The following is a 17,126-nucleotide window of genomic DNA, read 5'->3' as shown; positions in this document are numbered from 1 at the left end:
TGCGAATGCCGGGCTGTATTGGCACGTCTCATAGGTCTGCTACCGTATCCAGACGGCAGCTGTCATCAACAGCAACGCCGCGTCACGGATGACGACACATCGGAAAAGGACGGCGCATGTCCGAGCTGAAAACTCTAAGATTGGGCCAAGACGAGACCAGCCTGAACCAAGCCGCTCGCCTGCTGGCCGAGGGGCAGCTGGTCGCAATGCCGACCGAAACCGTCTATGGTCTGGCCGCCGATGCCTCAAGTGACCGGGCTGTTGCGGCGATCTACGCGGCAAAGGGCAGGCCCAGTTTCAACCCGCTGATCGCGCATGTTCCCGATGCCGAGGCCGCTGCCAGGCTGGCGATATTCCCCGATGCTGCACGCCTTCTGGCTAAGGCCTTCTGGCCCGGCCCGCTGACCATGGTGTTGCCGATCCGGCCGGGTGCACCGATTTCCCCCGTCATGACAGCGGGTCTCAGCACGCTGGCGCTGCGTGTCCCCGCCCATCCATTGGCCCGCGACTTGCTGCAACGCTTCGGCGGTGCGGTCGCCGCCCCCTCGGCCAATCCCTCGGGCAAGATCAGTCCAACCATGGCCGATCACGTCCTGCACGGGCTGGATGGCAGGATCGCTGCCGTGATTGACGGCGGCCCCTGCACTGTCGGGGTCGAATCGACGATCCTGGCCGTGGATGCAGATGGCACGGTCCGGTTGCTCCGTCCCGGCAGCATCGGCCCAGAGGATATTCGCAAGCGTACCGGACTGTCCGTGCAGAAGACCCCTGTCGACGAAAGGGGCATCGAAGCGCCGGGGCAGATGCTGTCGCACTATGCCCCACGCGGCACCATGCGTCTGAATGTGCGCGAGGTTCAGGCGGGCGAAACGCTGTTGGGATTTGGTGCCGTCGATGCCGCCGTAAACCTGTCGCCCGGGGCAGACCTTGCAGAAGCCGCCGCCAATCTGTTCTCAATGATGCACCGGCTCGATGATATGGGAGCGATGCAAATTGCGGTGTCGCCCATTCCGATGACTGGAATTGGATTGGCCATCAATGATCGACTGATCCGGGCCGCCGCGCCACGCAGTTAAGGGACAATAGGCTGTCCCCTTGCGTCAGGCGTGACCGTAGGCCGACGACAATGTCAGCGGATGAATACCCTGCGCTGCAAGAGCGAGCTCCCACTTGCGAGAGTCCGTTTGGGCAAAGACAAGCTCTGGCAATGCGTCACCGATCAGCCAGCCGTTTTCCGAGATCTCTCCCTCAAGCTGTCCAGCGCCCCACCCACAATAGCCCAGAGCCAGCAACGACTGGTCCGGCCCCTGCCCCTCGGCAATGTCTTCGAGGATATCCAGCGTGGCCGTCATTGCCAACGCCTCAGTCACCGCCAATGTCGAAATCGCCGAGCTGTAATCCGGGGAGTGCAAAACAAAGCCGCGCTCCATTTCAACAGGGCCACCGGCATAGACCATCAGGCCCGGCACTACCGGACCGAGCGGAATCGAGAGCTGATCGAAAAGTTCGGCAGAGGTCACCTGCTCAGCGGGTTTGTTGACCATCAACCCCATTGCGCCCTCATGCGAATGTGCGCAGACCACAATGACAGAATTCGAGAAACGGTCGTCCACCAGTCCCGGCGTGGCAATCAAAATCTTGCCTGTGAGATCGAAGAGGTCTGGCAATTCAAATGCCCTCTCATGACTCGAAAACAAAACACCACCGCCAATAGTTTTGACGCGAGGTGGCATCATAAGCAATAGGAAAGACGCGACATAGCTTCCATACCGTTTTAATTGACGCGCCTCTCGCCGCTTTGTGAGTTGGCATTTCAGAGCGCGCGCGCCATCTGTGGACCATGAAATCGCTTCTGATCAGCCTCGCCCTTGCGGCGGCCCCCTTTTTCGCCGCTCTGCCAGCGCAGGCGAACCCTTATGCCGCCTATCTGGATGCCAAAGTGCTGCCCGGCTGGCGCGACCGTGATGGTCACCACATGGCGGGGCTGGAACTGACGCTGGCTCCGGGCTGGAAAACCTATTGGCGGTCCCCCGGCAGCGCAGGTATCCCGCCCAGCTTCAATTGGTCAGGCTCGACCAATCTCGCCGGGGTTGAGGTGGTATGGCCACGCCCGCATGTCTTCGACCTCGAAGGGTTGCGCTCCATTGGGTACAAGGACCGGGTGGTATTGCCGCTGAGGATCACACCTAAGGATGACAGCAAAGCGGTGTCACTGAACGGCGATATCCAGATCGGCATCTGCGAAACAGTCTGCGTGCCGATGGATGTCCACGTCAGCGCGGAACTGGACGCGAACGAGACCCATCGCGCGCCTGCCATTGCAGCGGCCCTTGCGGCGCGGCCCTATTCGGCCTCCGAGGGCAAACTGCGCAAAGCCACCTGCAAACTATCGCCAGCCAGAGACGGTCTTGATCTTGAGGCGCGCCTCGACATGCCCTCGGCCGGCGGCGATGAGGTGACGGTGTTCGAGACGGCTCTTCCCGATGTCATGATCTCTGACACGACGTCACATCGCGAGGGGAACACGCTGATCTCGCGTGCCAAGGTGATCTCCTACGGGGGGCCCGTGGTGATTGATCGCTCGCGCATCCGCATAACAGTTCTGGGGGACAGCTACGCGGTCGAGATCACGGGCTGCGACGCCAACTAAAGCACCGTGCGTGCTCATACCGATCGCGCCCGCCTGCCGGAATACACGACCGCGCTGACCGCAAAGAGGATCAGCGTGACGACCGCCATCCCCGCGATGAACAGACCTAGAGCGACAGGCATCACGGGCAGTTCTGCCAGCGAGGGCATAAAGGCCAGCAGCGCAGGGAAAAGCGCCTGCTGCCAGATCGCATAGCCCAGCGTCAGTCCCAGCCAGCCCAGCATGAACACCACTCCGATCTGGTTGAGCACCCGCAGCCTGCGGGCCCGCCGCGCCCTGAGCGACCGGCGCAGGGCCAGCCAGATGCGCATCAGATCGTGTTGCATCGCCATCAGGGCCGGCACCACGAGCAAAACCAGCACCATTCCGAAGCCAAGCCCATACACCAGCGTGATCACTGTCGGCTTGAGGAATTGCGCCTGACTTGAGCGCTCATAGAGCAGCGGCGCCAGCCCCAGCACCGTGGTCAGGGTCGTCAGCATCACAGGCCGCAAGCGATCCGCAGTGCCATCAATGATCGACGGGAACAGGCCCCGCTCCTGCGCATATTCATCAATCGTCGTGACCAGAACGATGGAGTCGTTGATGATGATCCCCGTCATGCCCAGCAACCCGACGACCGTAAACATCGACAGCGGCACGTCCCACAGCGCATGGCCATAAAGCGTCCCGATCAGGCCAAACGGAATGATCGCCATGACCACCAGAGGGCGAGTCCAGCTGGCAAAGACCCAGGCCAGCACCAGATAAATCCCCGTCAGCACAAAGGTCAGCCCTGTAACGGCATCTGACAGAAACCTGTCCTCCTGCTCGGCCAGCCCGGACAGGCGAAAGCCCACCTGACGCTGAGAGGCGATGGCGGGCAGGATCTCATCGGTCAGGGCCGCCATGATGTCAGCCGCGCGGGCCGGGTCATCCTCGGAGATATCGCCATTCACCGAGATCACCCGCAGCCCGTTTTCCCTCCGGACGGTGGAAAACCCACTGCGCTGCGTGACCCGCACGATATCGGCAAGGGGCACATATTCCCCCGATGGGCTGCGCAGGTTGGTGCGGCTGAGGAAATCGGCGGTCAGCTCTTGCTCGGGCAATTCGACGCGGATGACGGCGCTGCGCGGGCCATCGGGATAGGTTGCGGCTTCAATCCCGTTCAGCCTGTGGCGCAGCACCCGGCCAAGATCGTCAATGGTGAACCCCAGAGCCTGGCCTTGTGGCGTGAGATCCAGCAGCAGCTCCTCCTTGTCGTAGGCGAGGTTGTCCTCGACCGCCGACACCTCGGGATAGCGCTGAAGAGCCGCCTTGAGATCCTCCGAAGCGGCCTTCAGCGTGTCCGCATCAGCACCATAGAACTGGACGTCCAGGGCGTCGCCGCCCGGTCCGGACCCCCAACTGCGAAACGACAGAACTTCGGTCAGCGGGTGCTGCTGAACGGCCTCCTGCAGGGCCGCGACAAAGCTAAAACTGGAGTAGGGGCGCAGGTCTGCATCGATCAGCTCGATTGCGATCGACCCGAGCTGCTCTGGGTCCTTGGTATCGGCACCTGCAAGATCACGGCCGCTGTTGCCGCCCACTTCGGCGATCACATAATCAATCGGATTGCGCCCGTATTCAGCGGCATAGCGTTCGGCCACGGCATTGGTGGCGCGCTGCATCTCGCGCATCATTGCCAGCGTATCGTCGCGGGTCGAGCCGGGCGCCATCATGAAATTGCCGGTGATCGAGCCCTGCTCGGGCGAGTTGAAGAACCGCCATTGCAGATCACCGCGGATGAACATTGACACCTGCGTGGCAAAGATCAGCATCACGAAGGCAAGGACCGGATAGCGCGCCCAGATCACAGCGGCCATCATCGGCCGGAACAGACGGTCCCGCGCCTGCTCAAACCCGCGATTCACGAAGCGCGACGGCCAGTCGTACCAATGCTGCGTTCCAGCATGGGCCAGAGCATGGCTCATGTGGTTGGGAAGGATCAGGAAACACTCCACCAGAGAGGCCAGGAGCACTGCAATCACTGTGAAGGGAATATCGGCGATCATGTCGCCAAAGCGCCCGTCGATCACGGTCAGGCCGAAGAAGGCGATGACCGTGGTCAAAGTGGCCGAGAACACCGGCATGGCCATGCGACTGGCCGCACTCTCGGCCGCCTCCACCGGGCCTTCGCCCGTCTGGCGCACCCGCGAGTCGGCATATTCCGCGACGACGATGGCGTCATCGACCACAATGCCCAGCGTGATGATCAGGGCGAAGAGCGAGATCATGTTCAGCGTCAGCCCGGCCACGTACATCAGCGCAATGGCCGTCAGCATTGCCACGGGGATGCCTGCAGCCACCCAGATCGCCGTACGCGCATTCAGGAACAGAAACAGCAGTGCCAGCACCAGCACCAGACCCATGGCGCCGTTGTCGAGCAGCAGATCCAGCCGCCCGGAAATCGCCTCGGCCCGCGTGCGGATCAGATCGACCGAGGTGCCTGCCGGCAAGGTTGCCTGTAGCTCTGCCGCGACCTCTTCGACCTTTTGCTGGATCTTGATGGCATCGCCCTTGTCCGACCGGTCCACCCGCACCGAGATCGCCGGATCCTCGCCGACGAAATAGCTGCGCGCGCGGTCCACCCCCTCGACCCGTATCCGCGCCACATCGCCGATGGTCAGCGCCGAGCCGTCGGGATTGGTCCGCAGCACGATTCCTGCGATCTGCTTGGCGCTGCGCTTTTCGGAGCCTGTGCGCACCCGTGCATTGGCCCCCGCAACATCACCCGCCGGATCGGTATCAACCTCGGCGGCGATCGCGCTGGCGATCTGCTGCATCGTCACATCATGGCGGATCAGACTGGCGGATGGCACCTCGACCACCGTTCGGGGCGCGGCAAGGCCCCGGATCGTCGTGCGAGTCACACCGGCCGCAAACAGCCGGGTGACGAATTCATCCGCGAACCGCGCCAGCTGATCCACCCCCACGGGACCGGTGAGGATGACGTCCGTGACCCGGTCGCGCCAGGCACTGCGGCCCACCTCGGGCAGATCGGCTTCCTCTGGCAGGGTCGTGACCGCGTCCACCGCCGCCTGCACGTCATCGGCGGCCTGCGCCATATCCCAGCCCGGATCAAATTCCAGCGTAAGACTGGCCCGCCCCTCGGTCGAGGTCGCCTCCGACGTCGCGACGCCTTCGACAGACAGCAGAGCAGGCTCCAGAACCTGCACGATGGCACGATCAACGTCTTCCGCCCCCGCGCCGTCCCAAGTGACGCTGACCCCGATATCGTCGATGATCACATCCGGGAAAAACTGCGCCCGCATCCTTGGCAGGGCAGCGATCCCGGCCACCAGCATCACCACCAGCAACAGGTTCGCCGCCGTGCCGTGGCGGGTGAAATAGCTCAGGATGCCCGTGGCGGGACTGGGGGGACGACGCATCATCGCTCAGCCACCCATCCGGCTTTCCAGCCGCGCAACCATGGCGGCGGGCACCTTGGGCTGCTCCAGCTGTCCGAGGATGCGGGTCTTGGCCTCGGCTGGCATCGACGCATTGGCCTGCACAAAAGCCACCAATCGCGCGCGCTGCTCTGGCGACAGTTCGACAAGCGGGTCCTCAGGCGGTGCGCCACCGGCCGCCTCACCGGCTTGCCCCGGTCGATTGGCGCGCACCAGAATACCCGCGCCCAGCAAAGGCGTGCGCTGCGCCACGACGTCCCGCCCGGTCAGCCCCTCGGCGCGCACCAGCACATCATCGCCCTGTCGCCGCTCCAGCGTCACACCAAGCGCCTCGAGCCTGTCGCCCTCGCCCAGGACAAGCACCTGCATCGTGGCATCCACAGAGGTGGCGGGCAGACGGATCACATCGGCAATCGGCTCCTCCACGATCTCGACCGTGACGAAGTCGCCGGGTTTCAGGCCACGCGCCTGCTCCAGCGTGGCGAGGATCAGCCGCCCTGTCTGGCCCGTGCCGACGGCGGCACTGTCGCGACTGATCCGCCCCTGTGCCGTGAGCGCGGCATCGGCATTCTCCAGCGAGACTTCGACCGGCAGAGGCATCAGCCGCCCCGACGCGTCCAGCATCCGCGAATATTGTTGGGTTGAGATCCGGAAGGCCACCTCCAGCGCATCCGGATCAACCAGCTGGGCCAGCATCTCGTTTACAGACAGCAGCCGCCCCTGCACCAGCGTGACCCCCGACAGCGTACCATCGAACCCCGCCTTGATCACCGTATCGCTAAGTCCGCGCTGCGCCGTGTCACGGGCGATGCGCGCCCGGTCGAGCGCGGTGGCCGCATAGTCGATCCGCGCCTCTGCCTGCGCCAACGCATTGCGGAACGACAGCACCGACTGCCGCGCCAGAGCTGCGCTGAGCTCGGCCTCCTCGACCGCCGCCGCGGATCCGATGCTGCGTTCGACCAGCTGGGTCTGCCGGGTCAGGGCCTTGCCGCGCAGGGTCGCCTGATCCTCCGACGCGCGCAGACTGTCACGGGCGATGACCACACCGCGCGCGGCGTCGCGCACCTCGGCCTCGGCATCGGCCAGATCCGCGCCCGCCCGGTCCAGCGCCGACTGCGCCTGCTGCGGATCGATCCGCAAAAGCTCCTGTCCCGCGCGCACCGCTCCGCCCTCGCGAAACTCTGGCGCGAGCGACACGATGGGGCCCGAAGCCGAGGCGCGGATATCCAGTGTGCGCTGGCTCTGCACCGTGCCATAGGCCGTCAGGATGGGGGAAATAGTCTCAGGCGCAGCGCGCACCACATTGACGGTAAACGCCCGCTCGCGCGCCTTCGGCAGGAACGGCTCCTGCGCCATCCGCGACTCGATCGCGCTGGCAATCAGGCTGCCCGCATAGACCAGCAGACCGAGGGTCACCGACAACAGGAAAAGCCCGGAAAGGCTTCGGGTCAGAAATCGCATGTGCTGGATCCAGGGTTGGATTTACCGATAGCGCCGCCGTCAATCTGCGCAAACAACGCTGCGCTGTCCTGATGCTACGGCACCTGCACATGCCAAGTCACGAATTTGTCGGGGAAGTCGCGCTATTTTCGACGCAAATGCTCGTCCAGCCGCGGCATGATCTCGACAAAATTGCAGGGTTTGTGCCGGTAATCCAGCTGCTTGCACAGGATTTCATCCCAGGCGTCCTTGCAGGCGCCGGTGCTGCCGGGCAGCGCAAACAGATAGGTGCCCCCCGCAACGCCGCCCGTGGCACGGCTCTGCACGGCCGAGGTGCCGATCTTTTGCATGGAAACGATGGTGAACACCGTGGCGAAGGCGTCGATCTCCTTTTCATAGACGTCGCGGTGCGCCTCGACGGTGACGTCGCGCCCCGTCAGCCCCGTGCCCCCGGTCGAGAGGATGACGTCGATGCCCGGATCCGCGATCCATACGCGCAGCTGCGCCGCGATCTGAGGCCGATCATCGCGTAAGATCTTGCGATCTGCCAGCAGGTGTCCGGCGCCCTCGATCCGTCCCACCAGAGTGTCACCGGATCGGTCATCTTCCGGCCCGCGGGTGTCGCTGACGGTCAGCACGGCAATGCGGACGGGGATAAAGGCACGCGGGTCGGAAGACATCAGCTCAGCTCCGTTGCAAGAAGATCAGGCGCAGGGCGAGCCCGGCAAAAATCGCCGCCGACAGCCTTTGCAGCCACCGCGCGCCCGCGCCGCCCCCTGCAAAGCGCTGTTGCAGCACCCCTGCGAGAGAGCCGACAACGCCATTGACGATCAGCCCACCGGCCGACAGCACCGCACCAAATATCAGGAATTGGGGCAAAACGGCGGCGCTGGGGTCGATAAACTGGGGCACGAAGGCCAGAATGAACAGGATCACCTTGGGGTTCGACAGGTTTACCAGCAGCCCGTCGCGAAACGGGTGCCCAGCCTTGGCCGACGCCCGCCCCGGCCCGTCCGAGCGCAGGATCTGCACCGCCATCCACAGCAGATAGGCCGCACCGATCCAGCGGATCGCCTCAAACGCCACGGGATGCGCCGCAACCAGCGCGCCAACGCCCAGGCCCGCAATCAGCGCATGGCACAGCCCACCGAGCGCCACGCCAGCACTGCCCTTCCAGGCGGCAGGGGCTCCGTCGCGCAGCCCCTGGCCGACGCAAAACATCATGTCTGCCCCCGGGGTCACGTTCAGCGCCAGCGACGCGGGCACGAAGGTCAGCAGCACCAGCCAGTCGAGCGGCATCACTTGCCCTTCCCCAGTCGCGCCTTCAGCGACAGAAGATCCGCCCAGGCTTCGCGCTTGGCATGGGGCTGGCGCAGCAGATAGGCCGGGTGGGTCATCGGCAGGGCGGGTAGGCCAAAGCCCTCGGACCAATTGCCGCGAAGCTTCAGGATGCCACGCTGCCCCAGCACGGCCTGACAGGAGATATTGCCCATCAGCACGAGAACCTCTGGCTTCGCCAACGCGATGTGCTTTTGCACAAATGGCAGCATCATCGCGATTTCTTCGGGTTTGGGGTCTCGGTTCTGCGGCGGCCGCCAAGGCAGCACATTGGTGATATAGACGCCCTGATCTGCCTCCGTCGCGGTGCGTGACAGGCCGATCGCCTCCAGCATCTTGTCCAGCAACTGACCCGCGCGTCCGACAAAGGGCTTGCCTTCGCGGTCCTCGTCGCGTCCCGGAGCTTCGCCTATGATCATCACGCGCGCACCGGGCAGGCCATCGGAAAACACCAGATTGCGGGCCCCCAGGCGCAGCTCGCAATGGTCATAGGCCTCAAGTGCGGCGCGCAGATCCTCCAGCGACCCAGCCGCCTGAGCCGCCTGACGCGCAATATCGACGGCGTCGACCTCCAGCCGTTCACGCGGCAGATCCTCTGCCTGACGCGCCTGCGCCGCGCGGGAGGGTTTTGCCGGAGCTTCGGGCGCAAGTTCAAAGCGGTCCACCGGGGCTTCCCCGATGCACTCGTCCACGCCCAGCTCCACCTGCCATTCCAGCAGGGTGCGGGCCAGATCCCAATCCAGCGCCGATTCCATGGCCGCACCCTATCGCGCCACACCTGCGGGCGGAAGCGCGATCGCGGAGGCGCGCCATCGCTGGACCTCGGGGGGTGCTGCGGCCTATAAGCGGGGCGAAACGCATCACCGCCCCTGCCCGGGGCGCACCGGGGAGAACCGCCATGAGCTTCCGCCAGAACCACCTGCTGGGGATCGAACAGCTTGCCCCGGATGAAATCACCACCTTGCTGGATCTGTCGGACGAATACGTCACGCTGAACCGCTCGGCTGAAAAGCACGGCGATGCGCTGAACGGGCTGACCCAGATCAACATGTTCTTCGAGAACTCCACCCGCACGCAGGCGAGTTTCGAGCTGGCGGGCAAGCGCCTCGGCGCGGATGTGATGAACATGGCGATGCAGGCCTCCTCAATCAAAAAGGGCGAGACCCTGATCGACACGGCAATGACGCTGAATGCGATGCACCCGGATCTGCTGGTCGTGCGCCACCCCCACTCCGGTGCCGTCGATCTGCTGAGCCAGAAGGTCAACTGCGCCGTGCTGAACGCCGGCGACGGGCGGCACGAACACCCCACGCAGGCACTGCTGGACGCGCTGACGATCCGGCGCACCAAGGGCCGCTTGCACCGCTTGAACATCGCGATCTGCGGTGACATTGCCCATAGCCGCGTTGCGCGCTCCAACATGCTGCTGCTGCACAAGATGGAAAACCGCATTCGCCTGATCGGCCCGCCGACGCTGGTGCCTTCGGCCTTTGCCGAGCTGGGCTGCGAAGTCTATGAAAACATGGAAGAAGGCCTGAAGGACGTCGACGTCGTGATGATGCTGCGCCTTCAGAAAGAACGCATGGACGGCGGCTTTATTCCGTCTGAGCGGGAATATTACCACCTCTACGGCCTCGACGCGGAAAAGCTCGCGCACGCCAAGGAGGACGCCATCGTCATGCACCCCGGCCCGATGAACCGCGGGGTCGAGATCGACGGCAGCATCGCCGACGACATCAACCGCTCGGTCATTCAGGATCAGGTCGAGATGGGCGTCGCGGTGCGCATGGCGGCAATGGATCTGCTGGCGCGCAACCTCAGGGCGCGCCGCGCTGCAGCAGCCGACGCGGCCTGAAACAGCGGGCCTTTGCGGAACCCGGCAGCCCCTGCGCGGGTTGACTGTGCAACGGCGCATCCCGCGCCCAATTGCGCAGGAGACCCTTTTTGATGAGCCTGACCGTTCGCCCCGCTGATCGCGACGCCGTCTATGTGCTGGCCACCGACCCCGAAGCGCCCGAAGTCGCCGCCATCATGGCTCCCAAGCGGCTGAACGGCTCTGCCGGGCGTACCACCGCCTCGCTGCTGGGCCTGTCCGAGGATCACGCAGGCGAGGTCGAGCTGGTCAATCCGGCCGATCTGGAGGGGTTGGGCCTGTCCGCCTACCTCACGCAGGGCCTCGGGCTCAACGAAGAGGCCGTGGGTCGCGACAGGCAGAACCTCGACGCCCTGCGCAGCCCGGTCATTCTGGTGCGCGGACGTCTGGCCGAGGCGGGTGACAGTGAAATCACCCTTCCGCGCGGTGTCAGTTATATCGGCAAATACCTCCTCAACCGCACCGAAGTCGGCATGATGCCTCTGGCGGCGCAATCGGCGGTCGGGGTGATCCCGCCGGTGATGACGCCTCCCATGGCCCCGATGCCGCGCAACAAGGCGTGGGTTGCCTCGCTGACCATCGGGGTTGGGGTGGTGATTGCGCTGGTTGCACTGGGTCTTGCCCTTCGCTGAGCAGGATGGCGCCATTTCGCGCCTACACCCCGGCGCCGACATGCTTTATAGCAGACCCCGGAACGCTTAGCCGGAACTCAGGGGCCTGCCGATGACCACCACCCTTCTCACCAACGTCATTCTGATCGACCCCGAAGCGGGGACGGAGACTGAAGGCAGCCTGCTGATCGAGGATGGCGTGATTGTCGGCCTCGGCGATACGGTCGATGCCACGAACGCCGACGAAGTGTTTGATTGCAGGGGTTTGTGCCTTGCGCCGGGCATCGTAGACATCGGCGTCAAAGTCTGTGAGCCGGGCGAGCGTCACAAGGAAAGCTTTGGCACTGCCGGTCGTGCGGCTGCGGCTGGGGGCGTCACCACCATCGTCACACGGCCCGACACCACCCCTGCGATCGACAGCCCGGAGTCGCTGGAATTCGTCGCCCGCCGGGGGCGCGAGGATGCGCCGGTGCGGGTCCTGCCGATGGCCGCGCTGACCAAGGGGCGCGACGGGCGCGAGATGACCGAGATCGGATTTCTGCTCGACGCGGGGGCTGTTGCCTTCACCGATTGCGACCATGTGATTACCGACACCAAGGTTCTGACCCGCGCGCTGACCTACGCCAAGGCCCGTAAGGCTCTGGTAATCGGCCATATTCAGGAGCCAGGACTGTCTGCCGGTGCCTGTGCGACTTCTGGCAAATTCGCTGCCCTGCGTGGTCTGCCCACCGTGTCGCCGATGGCCGAGCGGATGGGAATTGACCGCGATGTCTCGCTGATCGAGATGACCGGCGTGCGCTATCACTTTGATCAGGTGACCACCGCGCGGGCGCTGCCGGCGCTGGAGCGGGCCAAGAAAAACGGGTTGGACGTGACCGCTGGCGTGTCGATCCACCACCTGACGCTGAACGAATATGACGTGGCCGACTATCGCACCTTCTTCAAGGTAAAGCCGCCGCTGCGGTCTGAGGATGACCGGCAGGCGGTTGTGGCCGCCGTGGCGTCGGGGCTGATCGACATCATCTCATCCATGCACACGCCTCAGGACGAGGAAAGTAAGCGCCTGCCGTTCGAGGAAGCCGCCAGCGGCGCGGTGGGGCTGGAGACTTTGCTGCCCGCTGCGATGCGGCTGGTGCATGCGGGAGATCTGGATTTACCGACGCTTTTCAGAGCCTTGTCGCTGAACCCGTCAAAGCTGCTAGGGCTGGAGACGGGGCGGCTGGCCGTGGGTGCTCCGGCGGATCTGGTGCTGCTTGATCCGCATGCGCCGTTTGTGCTGGATCGTTTCGCGATGCTGTCGAAGTCGAAGAACACGCCCTTTGACAGCGCCCGGATGCAGGGGCGGGTTCGTGCCACCTGGGTTGGTGGTCGTCAGGTACATGGGAAGCCTTTGTAATGCTTGAATTAATGACACCTGCGATTGTCTCTGGTCCGGTCATTCTGCTGCTGGCGGCGGGGCTGGGATATCTGCTGGGGTCGATCCCGTTTGGCATCGTGATCACGCGGGCATTCGGCCTTGGTGACCTGCGTCAGATCGGGTCTGGCAACATCGGGGCGACTAACGTTTTGCGCACCGGAAACAAGACGGCGGCGCTGCTGACGCTGATCATGGACAGCGGAAAAGGCGCGGCGGCGGTGCTGATCGCGCGCGCCGTGGCCCCTGAGGATGCCGTGCAACTGGCTGGTTTTGCTGCGTTTCTGGGGCATTGCTTTCCGGTCTGGCTGGGCTTCAAGGGGGGCAAGGGGGTGGCAACCTACCTTGGCACCCTGCTCGCGTTATTCTGGCCGGTGGGGCTGGCGTGCTGCGCCACCTGGGCGGTTGTCGCGGCTGTCACGCGCTATTCCTCGCTGTCGGCGCTGATTGCGGCGGCGCTGAGCGCGGCTTGGGCGGTGCTGCTGGGCCACACGGATATGGCTCTGCTGTGTATCCTGTTGGCTTTGCTGATCTTTATCCGCCATCGCACAAATATCGAACGGCTGATGACCGGCGAAGAGCCGAAGATCGGCAAGAAGACCTAACGCCGCAAACCGGGCGCCCGGCGACAGCGCCAGAAACAGCCAGATCGGGATGTCGGTATTGCGTCGGTATCTGAACGGTAACTGAACGGTGCGTTTTTCCGCCCCTACCCCGACGAAGCGACACTCAGAACCCATGAAAAAGGGGCGGCACCCGGCAGGTGCGCCCCCTTTTCCCGTGAGACGCGGGGCCGTCGCCCCTGCCGTCATCCTTAGTAGCTGAACTCTTTGAACACGCGGGTCACATCGTGATCCCACGGGCCGTTGTAGAGGTCGAGCAGCTCATCCGCCATCACCTTGCCGCTGTCGACGCTTTCCTTCAGGGCGTTGAGGAAGTGCGTCTCGTCCGGGATCAGGCCCCCGGCACCGGGGCGGGCGCGGGCGATCAGACCGGCTTCGGAGATCGCCAGAGCCTCGCGCGCAATGTCATGCAGCGAGATGCCGTCGACATTGGCTTGCAGCGCCTGCTCGGACGCGGCGATGCGCATGGCGTCGCGCTGCGCCGAGGTCCAGCCCTTGACCAGATCCCATGCGGCATCCAGCGCGGTGTCGTCGTACATCAGACCGACCCAGAAGGCAGGCAGCGCGCAGAGGCGACGCCACGGGCCACCGTCGGCGCCGCGCATCTCGATGAACTTCTTCAGGCGGGCTTCGGGGAACAGGGTCGTCAGGTGGTCGGCCCAGTCCGAGAGGGTCGGCTTTTCCCCCGGCAGCGCGGGCAGTTCGCCCTTGAGGAAGTCGCGGAACGACTGGCCGAGGGCGTTGATGTACTTGCCGTCGCGGTAGACGAAGTACATCGGCACATCGAGGGCGTATTGCACGTAGGATTCGAACCCGAAGCCCTCGTCGAAGACGAAGGGCAACATGCCGGTGCGGGCACTGTCGAGATTGCGCCAGACAAGGCCGCGATAGCTCTTGATGCCGTTCGGCTTGCCTTCAAAGAACGGCGAGTTGGCGAAGAGGGCATTGGCCACGGGCTGCAGCGCCAGGGCGACGCGCATCTTCTTGACCATGTCGGGTTCGGACCCGAAGTCGAGGTTGACCTGAACCGTGCAGGTGCGGCGCATCATGGTGGTGCCCATGGTGCCGACGGACTGCATGTAGCTGTCCATCAGCTTGTAGCGGCCCTTGGGCATCAGCGGCATCTCTTCGTGCTGCCAGATCGGGGCGGCGCCGAGGCCGATGAAGCCGACGCCGATCTCATCCGCGATGGTCTTCACTTCGCGCAGGTGGTCGTTCACCTCGTCGCAGGTCTGGTGGATCGTCTCAAGCGGGGCACCGGAGAGTTCGAGCGCGCCACCGGGTTCAAGGCTGACGTTGGCGTCGTTCTTGGTCAGACCGATGAGCTTGCCGCCCTCCTCGACCGGGGTCCAGCCGAAGCGGTCGCGCAGGCCCTGCAGGACGGCCACGATGGAGCGGTCGCCCTCATAGGGCAGCGGTTTCAGGCTGTCTTTGCAGTAGCCGAATTTCTCGTGCTCGGTGCCGATGCGCCAGTCTTCTTTGGGCTTGCAGCCCTCGGCCAGATATTCGGCCAGTTGCTCTTGCCGTTCGATCGGGCCGCCACCGGTTTGGGGGATGGACATGTGGGGATCTCCGCGTCGTTTAGGGGGTCAATGGAAACTGGCCTGGCCGGAGATGTCCGGACCAAGGGGCCTAGGTCTGTTCTGAAATGGCGCGCGTGTCAATGGAGCCAGAGCTGGCGACGTTGCCAGATGATGACCGGTGCGGACTTCTGGCCAGAAACGGCGCGCTGGACTTCGCTGACAAGTTTGCTGGTGCTGATGCCCGGAAGCGCGGCAAAGACATCGAAAAGCGCGTCGGCGCCTTCGGCGTTGAGCGGGATCAGAAGGTCGGGCTGGCCGATTTGCGAGAGGCGCCAGCTGGGCGGCGTGACGTTGGGGTCGAGCGTCAGCCGGGAGATTTCCGACAGCGCGACGGCGCCGCCGGTGAAGGGGCCGAAATAACCGATCTGGCCTTCGTCGATGCGCACGACGCCCGGGCCGCCCGCCATGGTACGAAAGCGTCCCTGCTGCACCCCGGCGGCGACCATGGCGAGACCGGCGAGGCTGATGACGCCGCTGATCCAGAACACGAGGCCGTAGCTGATCAGCATCCACCAGACGCCGACACCGGTGACGGCCAGCCCGAACAGGGCCTCGCGCCAGCGCGCCACGGCGCGGCGGGCTTCGGGGCGGATGAGGATCATGCGGTGGCCATCATGGCGACGCGGTACTGGCCGATGAGGGTGAAGCCCAGCCCCTCATAAGCGCGGGCAGCAGCGGGGTTGTTGGCGAAGAGGATGGCGGTGCGCGCACCTGTGGCGGCGGCTTCGGCCAGCAGGGCTTGGGTGACGCGGCGGCCCCGGCCTGTGTTGCGGGCGGACGTCGGGACGTAGACGCCGCCGACCTGCACCATATCGGCGACGCGGGCGTTGAGGGCGGCCATGGCGACGGGCTGGTCACCCTCCAGCAACAGTCGGAGCGTGGCGTCGGGACGCAGCGCCTGTTCGGCGCGGTCGCGGCCCCGCGCCCGTGCCTCGGCATCGGTGGCGCTGAGGCCGGTGTCGCGGGCGTAGGCGGTGAACCAGTCGCTCAGCAGAGCGAGGTCATCCGGCTGTGGCGGGCGGATCGTGGCCGTGCTGGGGGCGAGCTGCGACAGCTCCAGCCGGTAGAGCGGTTCGACGTCGTTCATCGACAGGCGGGCGGGGGGCAGCGCGGCGAGCAGGCGAGCGGCCTGATCGGCCTCGCCCGTGAGGCCTTGCAGGGGTTCGCCTGCGAGGGCTGCGGCGAAGGCGGCGATGGTGGCGTCACTCGCGCCGGGGATCTGCAGCATCGCGAAGCCGTCGCGCGAAAGGCCGACGACGCCGGTGATCGCGCCGGTTGCAGGGGCGCACCAGTAGCGGCTGGAGTGCGGGTGATCGGTGAGGCCGACGCCCTGCCCTGCGAGGTTGCTGCGCAGGAACATCGAGGTTTCGGCGTGCTGCGCCAGAAACGCCTCGATCGCGGGCGCGTCGGCGGGCGCCACCTCGCGGATCATGACCAGTCGCCCAACGCGGCTTGCCAGAGCGTCAGGGCGGCCACGGCGGCGGTGTCGGCGCGCAGGATGCGGGGGCCGAGCTGGACGGAGTGGGCGAAGGGAAGACTGCGCAGGCGGGTCCGCTCAGCCTCTGAAAAGCCGCCCTCGGGGCCGATGAGGATCGCCCAGGGGCCCCGCGGCGCGCCGGTCAGGCCGTTTTGCGCCGCGTCGGTGTCGGCAAGGGCTTCGTCGCAGAACATCAGGCGGCGGCCTTCGGGCCAGTCCGCGAGCAGGCGGTCGAGCTTGGTGAGGTCGGCGACCTCGGGGACATAGGTGTTGCCGCATTGCTCGGCGGCCTCGACCGCGTGGGCCTGCAGGCGGTCGCGGCGGATGCGTTCGGCATTGGTGAAGTCGGTCTGCACCGGCAGGATGCGGGCGGCGCCCATCTCGGCCGCTTTTTCGACGATGAAGTCGGTGCGGGCCTTCTTGATCGGCGCGAACAGCAGCCAGACATCCGCCGGGCCGCCCTGCGGTTTCGATTGCGTGCGACAGACGAGGATGCCGCCGCGCTTGCCGGCGTCGACGACCTCGGCCTGCCATTCGCCGTCACGGCCATTGAAAAGGGCAATCGCCGCCCCCGCGACCTGCCGCATGACCCCGAAAAGGTAATGCGCCTGGTCCCGGTCGAGCGGAACGGTTTGCCCTTCCCCCAAGGGGTGCTCTACACAGAGCCTGATCTTTGCAGTTTCCAT

16 protein-coding genes are annotated in these 17,126 nt (G+C 65.0%); 6 read left to right on the top strand and 10 right to left on the bottom strand.

Annotated elements, in window-relative coordinates; all coding sequences use genetic code 11:
- Positions 1-116: 116 nt before the first annotated feature.
- On the top strand, positions 117-1,076 hold the full coding sequence (locus tag F3W81_RS20050; RefSeq protein ID WP_193081306.1) for an L-threonylcarbamoyladenylate synthase: 960 nt from the start codon (positions 117-119) through the stop codon (positions 1,074-1,076).
- A gap of 24 nt (positions 1,077-1,100) precedes the next feature.
- On the opposite strand, the gene F3W81_RS20045 is transcribed toward F3W81_RS20050, so the two are convergent.
- Complete coding sequence (locus F3W81_RS20045; RefSeq protein ID WP_226941757.1) at positions 1,101-1,667, bottom strand: YqgE/AlgH family protein; 567 nt, start codon at positions 1,665-1,667, stop codon at positions 1,101-1,103.
- Between the two features lie 173 nt (positions 1,668-1,840).
- On the opposite strand from F3W81_RS20045, the gene F3W81_RS20040 reads away from it, so the two are divergent.
- Entirely contained in the window at positions 1,841-2,650 is an 810-nt protein-coding gene (locus F3W81_RS20040) for a protein-disulfide reductase DsbD domain-containing protein (protein ID WP_193081302.1), read from the top strand.
- A gap of 14 nt (positions 2,651-2,664) precedes the next feature.
- Here the strand turns inward: F3W81_RS20040 and F3W81_RS20035 are convergent, their stop codons facing one another.
- The 5 genes from F3W81_RS20035 to F3W81_RS20015 form a co-directional block, all read right to left on the bottom strand.
- Positions 2,665-6,066 carry an efflux RND transporter permease subunit gene (locus tag F3W81_RS20035; RefSeq protein ID WP_193081300.1) on the bottom strand — a complete coding sequence of 1,134 codons (3,402 nt, stop codon included), beginning with the start codon at positions 6,064-6,066 and terminating at the stop codon, positions 2,665-2,667.
- Between the two features lie 3 nt (positions 6,067-6,069).
- Positions 6,070-7,542, bottom strand: coding sequence for an efflux RND transporter periplasmic adaptor subunit (locus F3W81_RS20030; protein ID WP_193081299.1), 1,473 nt, complete (start codon positions 7,540-7,542; stop codon positions 6,070-6,072).
- 122 nt (positions 7,543-7,664) lie between these two features.
- Positions 7,665-8,201 (bottom strand): molybdenum cofactor biosynthesis protein B, encoded by a 537-nt coding sequence (gene moaB, locus F3W81_RS20025; RefSeq protein WP_193081298.1) that lies wholly within the window; start codon positions 8,199-8,201, stop codon positions 7,665-7,667.
- Positions 8,202-8,205: 4 nt separating this feature from the next.
- Positions 8,206-8,820: a LysE family translocator gene (locus tag F3W81_RS20020; RefSeq protein ID WP_193081297.1), complete on the bottom strand. Its 615-nt coding sequence runs from the start codon at positions 8,818-8,820 to the stop codon at positions 8,206-8,208.
- Positions 8,820-9,614: a uracil-DNA glycosylase gene (locus F3W81_RS20015; RefSeq protein ID WP_193081296.1), complete on the bottom strand. Its 795-nt coding sequence runs from the start codon at positions 9,612-9,614 to the stop codon at positions 8,820-8,822. Before F3W81_RS20015 ends, F3W81_RS20020 begins: the two co-directional genes overlap by 1 nt.
- 143 nt (positions 9,615-9,757) lie before the next feature.
- On the opposite strand from F3W81_RS20015, the gene F3W81_RS20010 reads away from it, so the two are divergent.
- From F3W81_RS20010 to plsY, 4 genes are all read left to right on the top strand, one after another.
- Positions 9,758-10,714: an aspartate carbamoyltransferase catalytic subunit gene (locus F3W81_RS20010; protein WP_193081295.1), complete on the top strand. Its 957-nt coding sequence runs from the start codon at positions 9,758-9,760 to the stop codon at positions 10,712-10,714.
- Between the two features lie 92 nt (positions 10,715-10,806).
- Positions 10,807-11,364, top strand: a complete 558-nt coding sequence (locus tag F3W81_RS20005) for a hypothetical protein (protein ID WP_193081294.1) — start codon at positions 10,807-10,809, stop codon at positions 11,362-11,364.
- 91 nt (positions 11,365-11,455) lie between these two features.
- Positions 11,456-12,739 carry a dihydroorotase gene (gene pyrC / locus F3W81_RS20000; RefSeq protein ID WP_193081293.1) on the top strand — a complete coding sequence of 428 codons (1,284 nt, stop codon included), beginning with the start codon at positions 11,456-11,458 and terminating at the stop codon, positions 12,737-12,739.
- Between the two features lie 11 nt (positions 12,740-12,750).
- Positions 12,751-13,362 (top strand): glycerol-3-phosphate 1-O-acyltransferase PlsY, encoded by a 612-nt coding sequence (gene plsY / locus F3W81_RS19995; RefSeq protein WP_193081291.1) that lies wholly within the window; start codon positions 12,751-12,753, stop codon positions 13,360-13,362.
- A gap of 209 nt (positions 13,363-13,571) precedes the next feature.
- Here plsY and F3W81_RS19990 read toward each other — a convergent pair whose 3' ends face one another.
- From F3W81_RS19990 to F3W81_RS19975, 4 genes are all read right to left on the bottom strand, one after another.
- The gene (locus F3W81_RS19990) at positions 13,572-14,942 is read right to left on the bottom strand and encodes a glutamate--cysteine ligase (protein WP_193081289.1); all 1,371 of its coding nucleotides are present in this window, start codon (positions 14,940-14,942) and stop codon (positions 13,572-13,574) included.
- A 98-nt stretch (positions 14,943-15,040) separates the two neighbouring features.
- The gene (locus F3W81_RS19985) at positions 15,041-15,565 is read right to left on the bottom strand and encodes a hypothetical protein (RefSeq protein ID WP_193081287.1); all 525 of its coding nucleotides are present in this window, start codon (positions 15,563-15,565) and stop codon (positions 15,041-15,043) included.
- Positions 15,562-16,395 carry a GNAT family N-acetyltransferase gene (locus F3W81_RS19980; protein ID WP_193081285.1) on the bottom strand — a complete coding sequence of 278 codons (834 nt, stop codon included), beginning with the start codon at positions 16,393-16,395 and terminating at the stop codon, positions 15,562-15,564. Before F3W81_RS19980 ends, F3W81_RS19985 begins: the two co-directional genes overlap by 4 nt.
- The gene (locus tag F3W81_RS19975; protein WP_193081283.1) at positions 16,392-17,126 is read right to left on the bottom strand and encodes a 16S rRNA (uracil(1498)-N(3))-methyltransferase; all 735 of its coding nucleotides are present in this window, start codon (positions 17,124-17,126) and stop codon (positions 16,392-16,394) included. The genes F3W81_RS19980 and F3W81_RS19975 overlap by 4 nt, the downstream gene beginning before the upstream one ends.

Origin of the sequence: Pseudooceanicola spongiae, from assembly GCF_014899185.1 — a bacterium.
Classification (GTDB): domain Bacteria; phylum Pseudomonadota; class Alphaproteobacteria; order Rhodobacterales; family Rhodobacteraceae; genus Pseudooceanicola; species Pseudooceanicola spongiae.
The sequence above is the reverse complement of the archived record's forward strand: the minus strand, read 5'-3'. Positions and strand labels throughout refer to the sequence as shown.

Coding starts and splice junctions, on each gene's coding strand:
- F3W81_RS19985 (WP_193081287.1), bottom strand. CDS start 15,565: ATGATCCTCATCCGCCCCGAAGCCCGCCGCGCCGTGGCGCGCTGGCGC.
- F3W81_RS19990 (WP_193081289.1), bottom strand. CDS start 14,942: ATGTCCATCCCCCAAACCGGTGGCGGCCCGATCGAACGGCAAGAGCAA.
- F3W81_RS19975 (WP_193081283.1), bottom strand. CDS start 17,126: ATGGAAACTGCAAAGATCAGGCTCTGTGTAGAGCACCCCTTGGGGGAA.
- F3W81_RS20050 (WP_193081306.1), top strand. CDS start 117: ATGTCCGAGCTGAAAACTCTAAGATTGGGCCAAGACGAGACCAGCCTG.
- F3W81_RS20020 (WP_193081297.1), bottom strand. CDS start 8,820: ATGCCGCTCGACTGGCTGGTGCTGCTGACCTTCGTGCCCGCGTCGCTG.
- F3W81_RS20005 (WP_193081294.1), top strand. CDS start 10,807: ATGAGCCTGACCGTTCGCCCCGCTGATCGCGACGCCGTCTATGTGCTG.
- moaB (WP_193081298.1), bottom strand. CDS start 8,201: ATGTCTTCCGACCCGCGTGCCTTTATCCCCGTCCGCATTGCCGTGCTG.
- pyrC (WP_193081293.1), top strand. CDS start 11,456: ATGACCACCACCCTTCTCACCAACGTCATTCTGATCGACCCCGAAGCG.
- F3W81_RS20030 (WP_193081299.1), bottom strand. CDS start 7,542: ATGCGATTTCTGACCCGAAGCCTTTCCGGGCTTTTCCTGTTGTCGGTG.
- F3W81_RS19980 (WP_193081285.1), bottom strand. CDS start 16,395: ATGATCCGCGAGGTGGCGCCCGCCGACGCGCCCGCGATCGAGGCGTTT.
- F3W81_RS20035 (WP_193081300.1), bottom strand. CDS start 6,066: ATGATGCGTCGTCCCCCCAGTCCCGCCACGGGCATCCTGAGCTATTTC.
- F3W81_RS20040 (WP_193081302.1), top strand. CDS start 1,841: ATGAAATCGCTTCTGATCAGCCTCGCCCTTGCGGCGGCCCCCTTTTTC.
- F3W81_RS20015 (WP_193081296.1), bottom strand. CDS start 9,614: ATGGAATCGGCGCTGGATTGGGATCTGGCCCGCACCCTGCTGGAATGG.
- plsY (WP_193081291.1), top strand. CDS start 12,751: ATGACACCTGCGATTGTCTCTGGTCCGGTCATTCTGCTGCTGGCGGCG.
- F3W81_RS20010 (WP_193081295.1), top strand. CDS start 9,758: ATGAGCTTCCGCCAGAACCACCTGCTGGGGATCGAACAGCTTGCCCCG.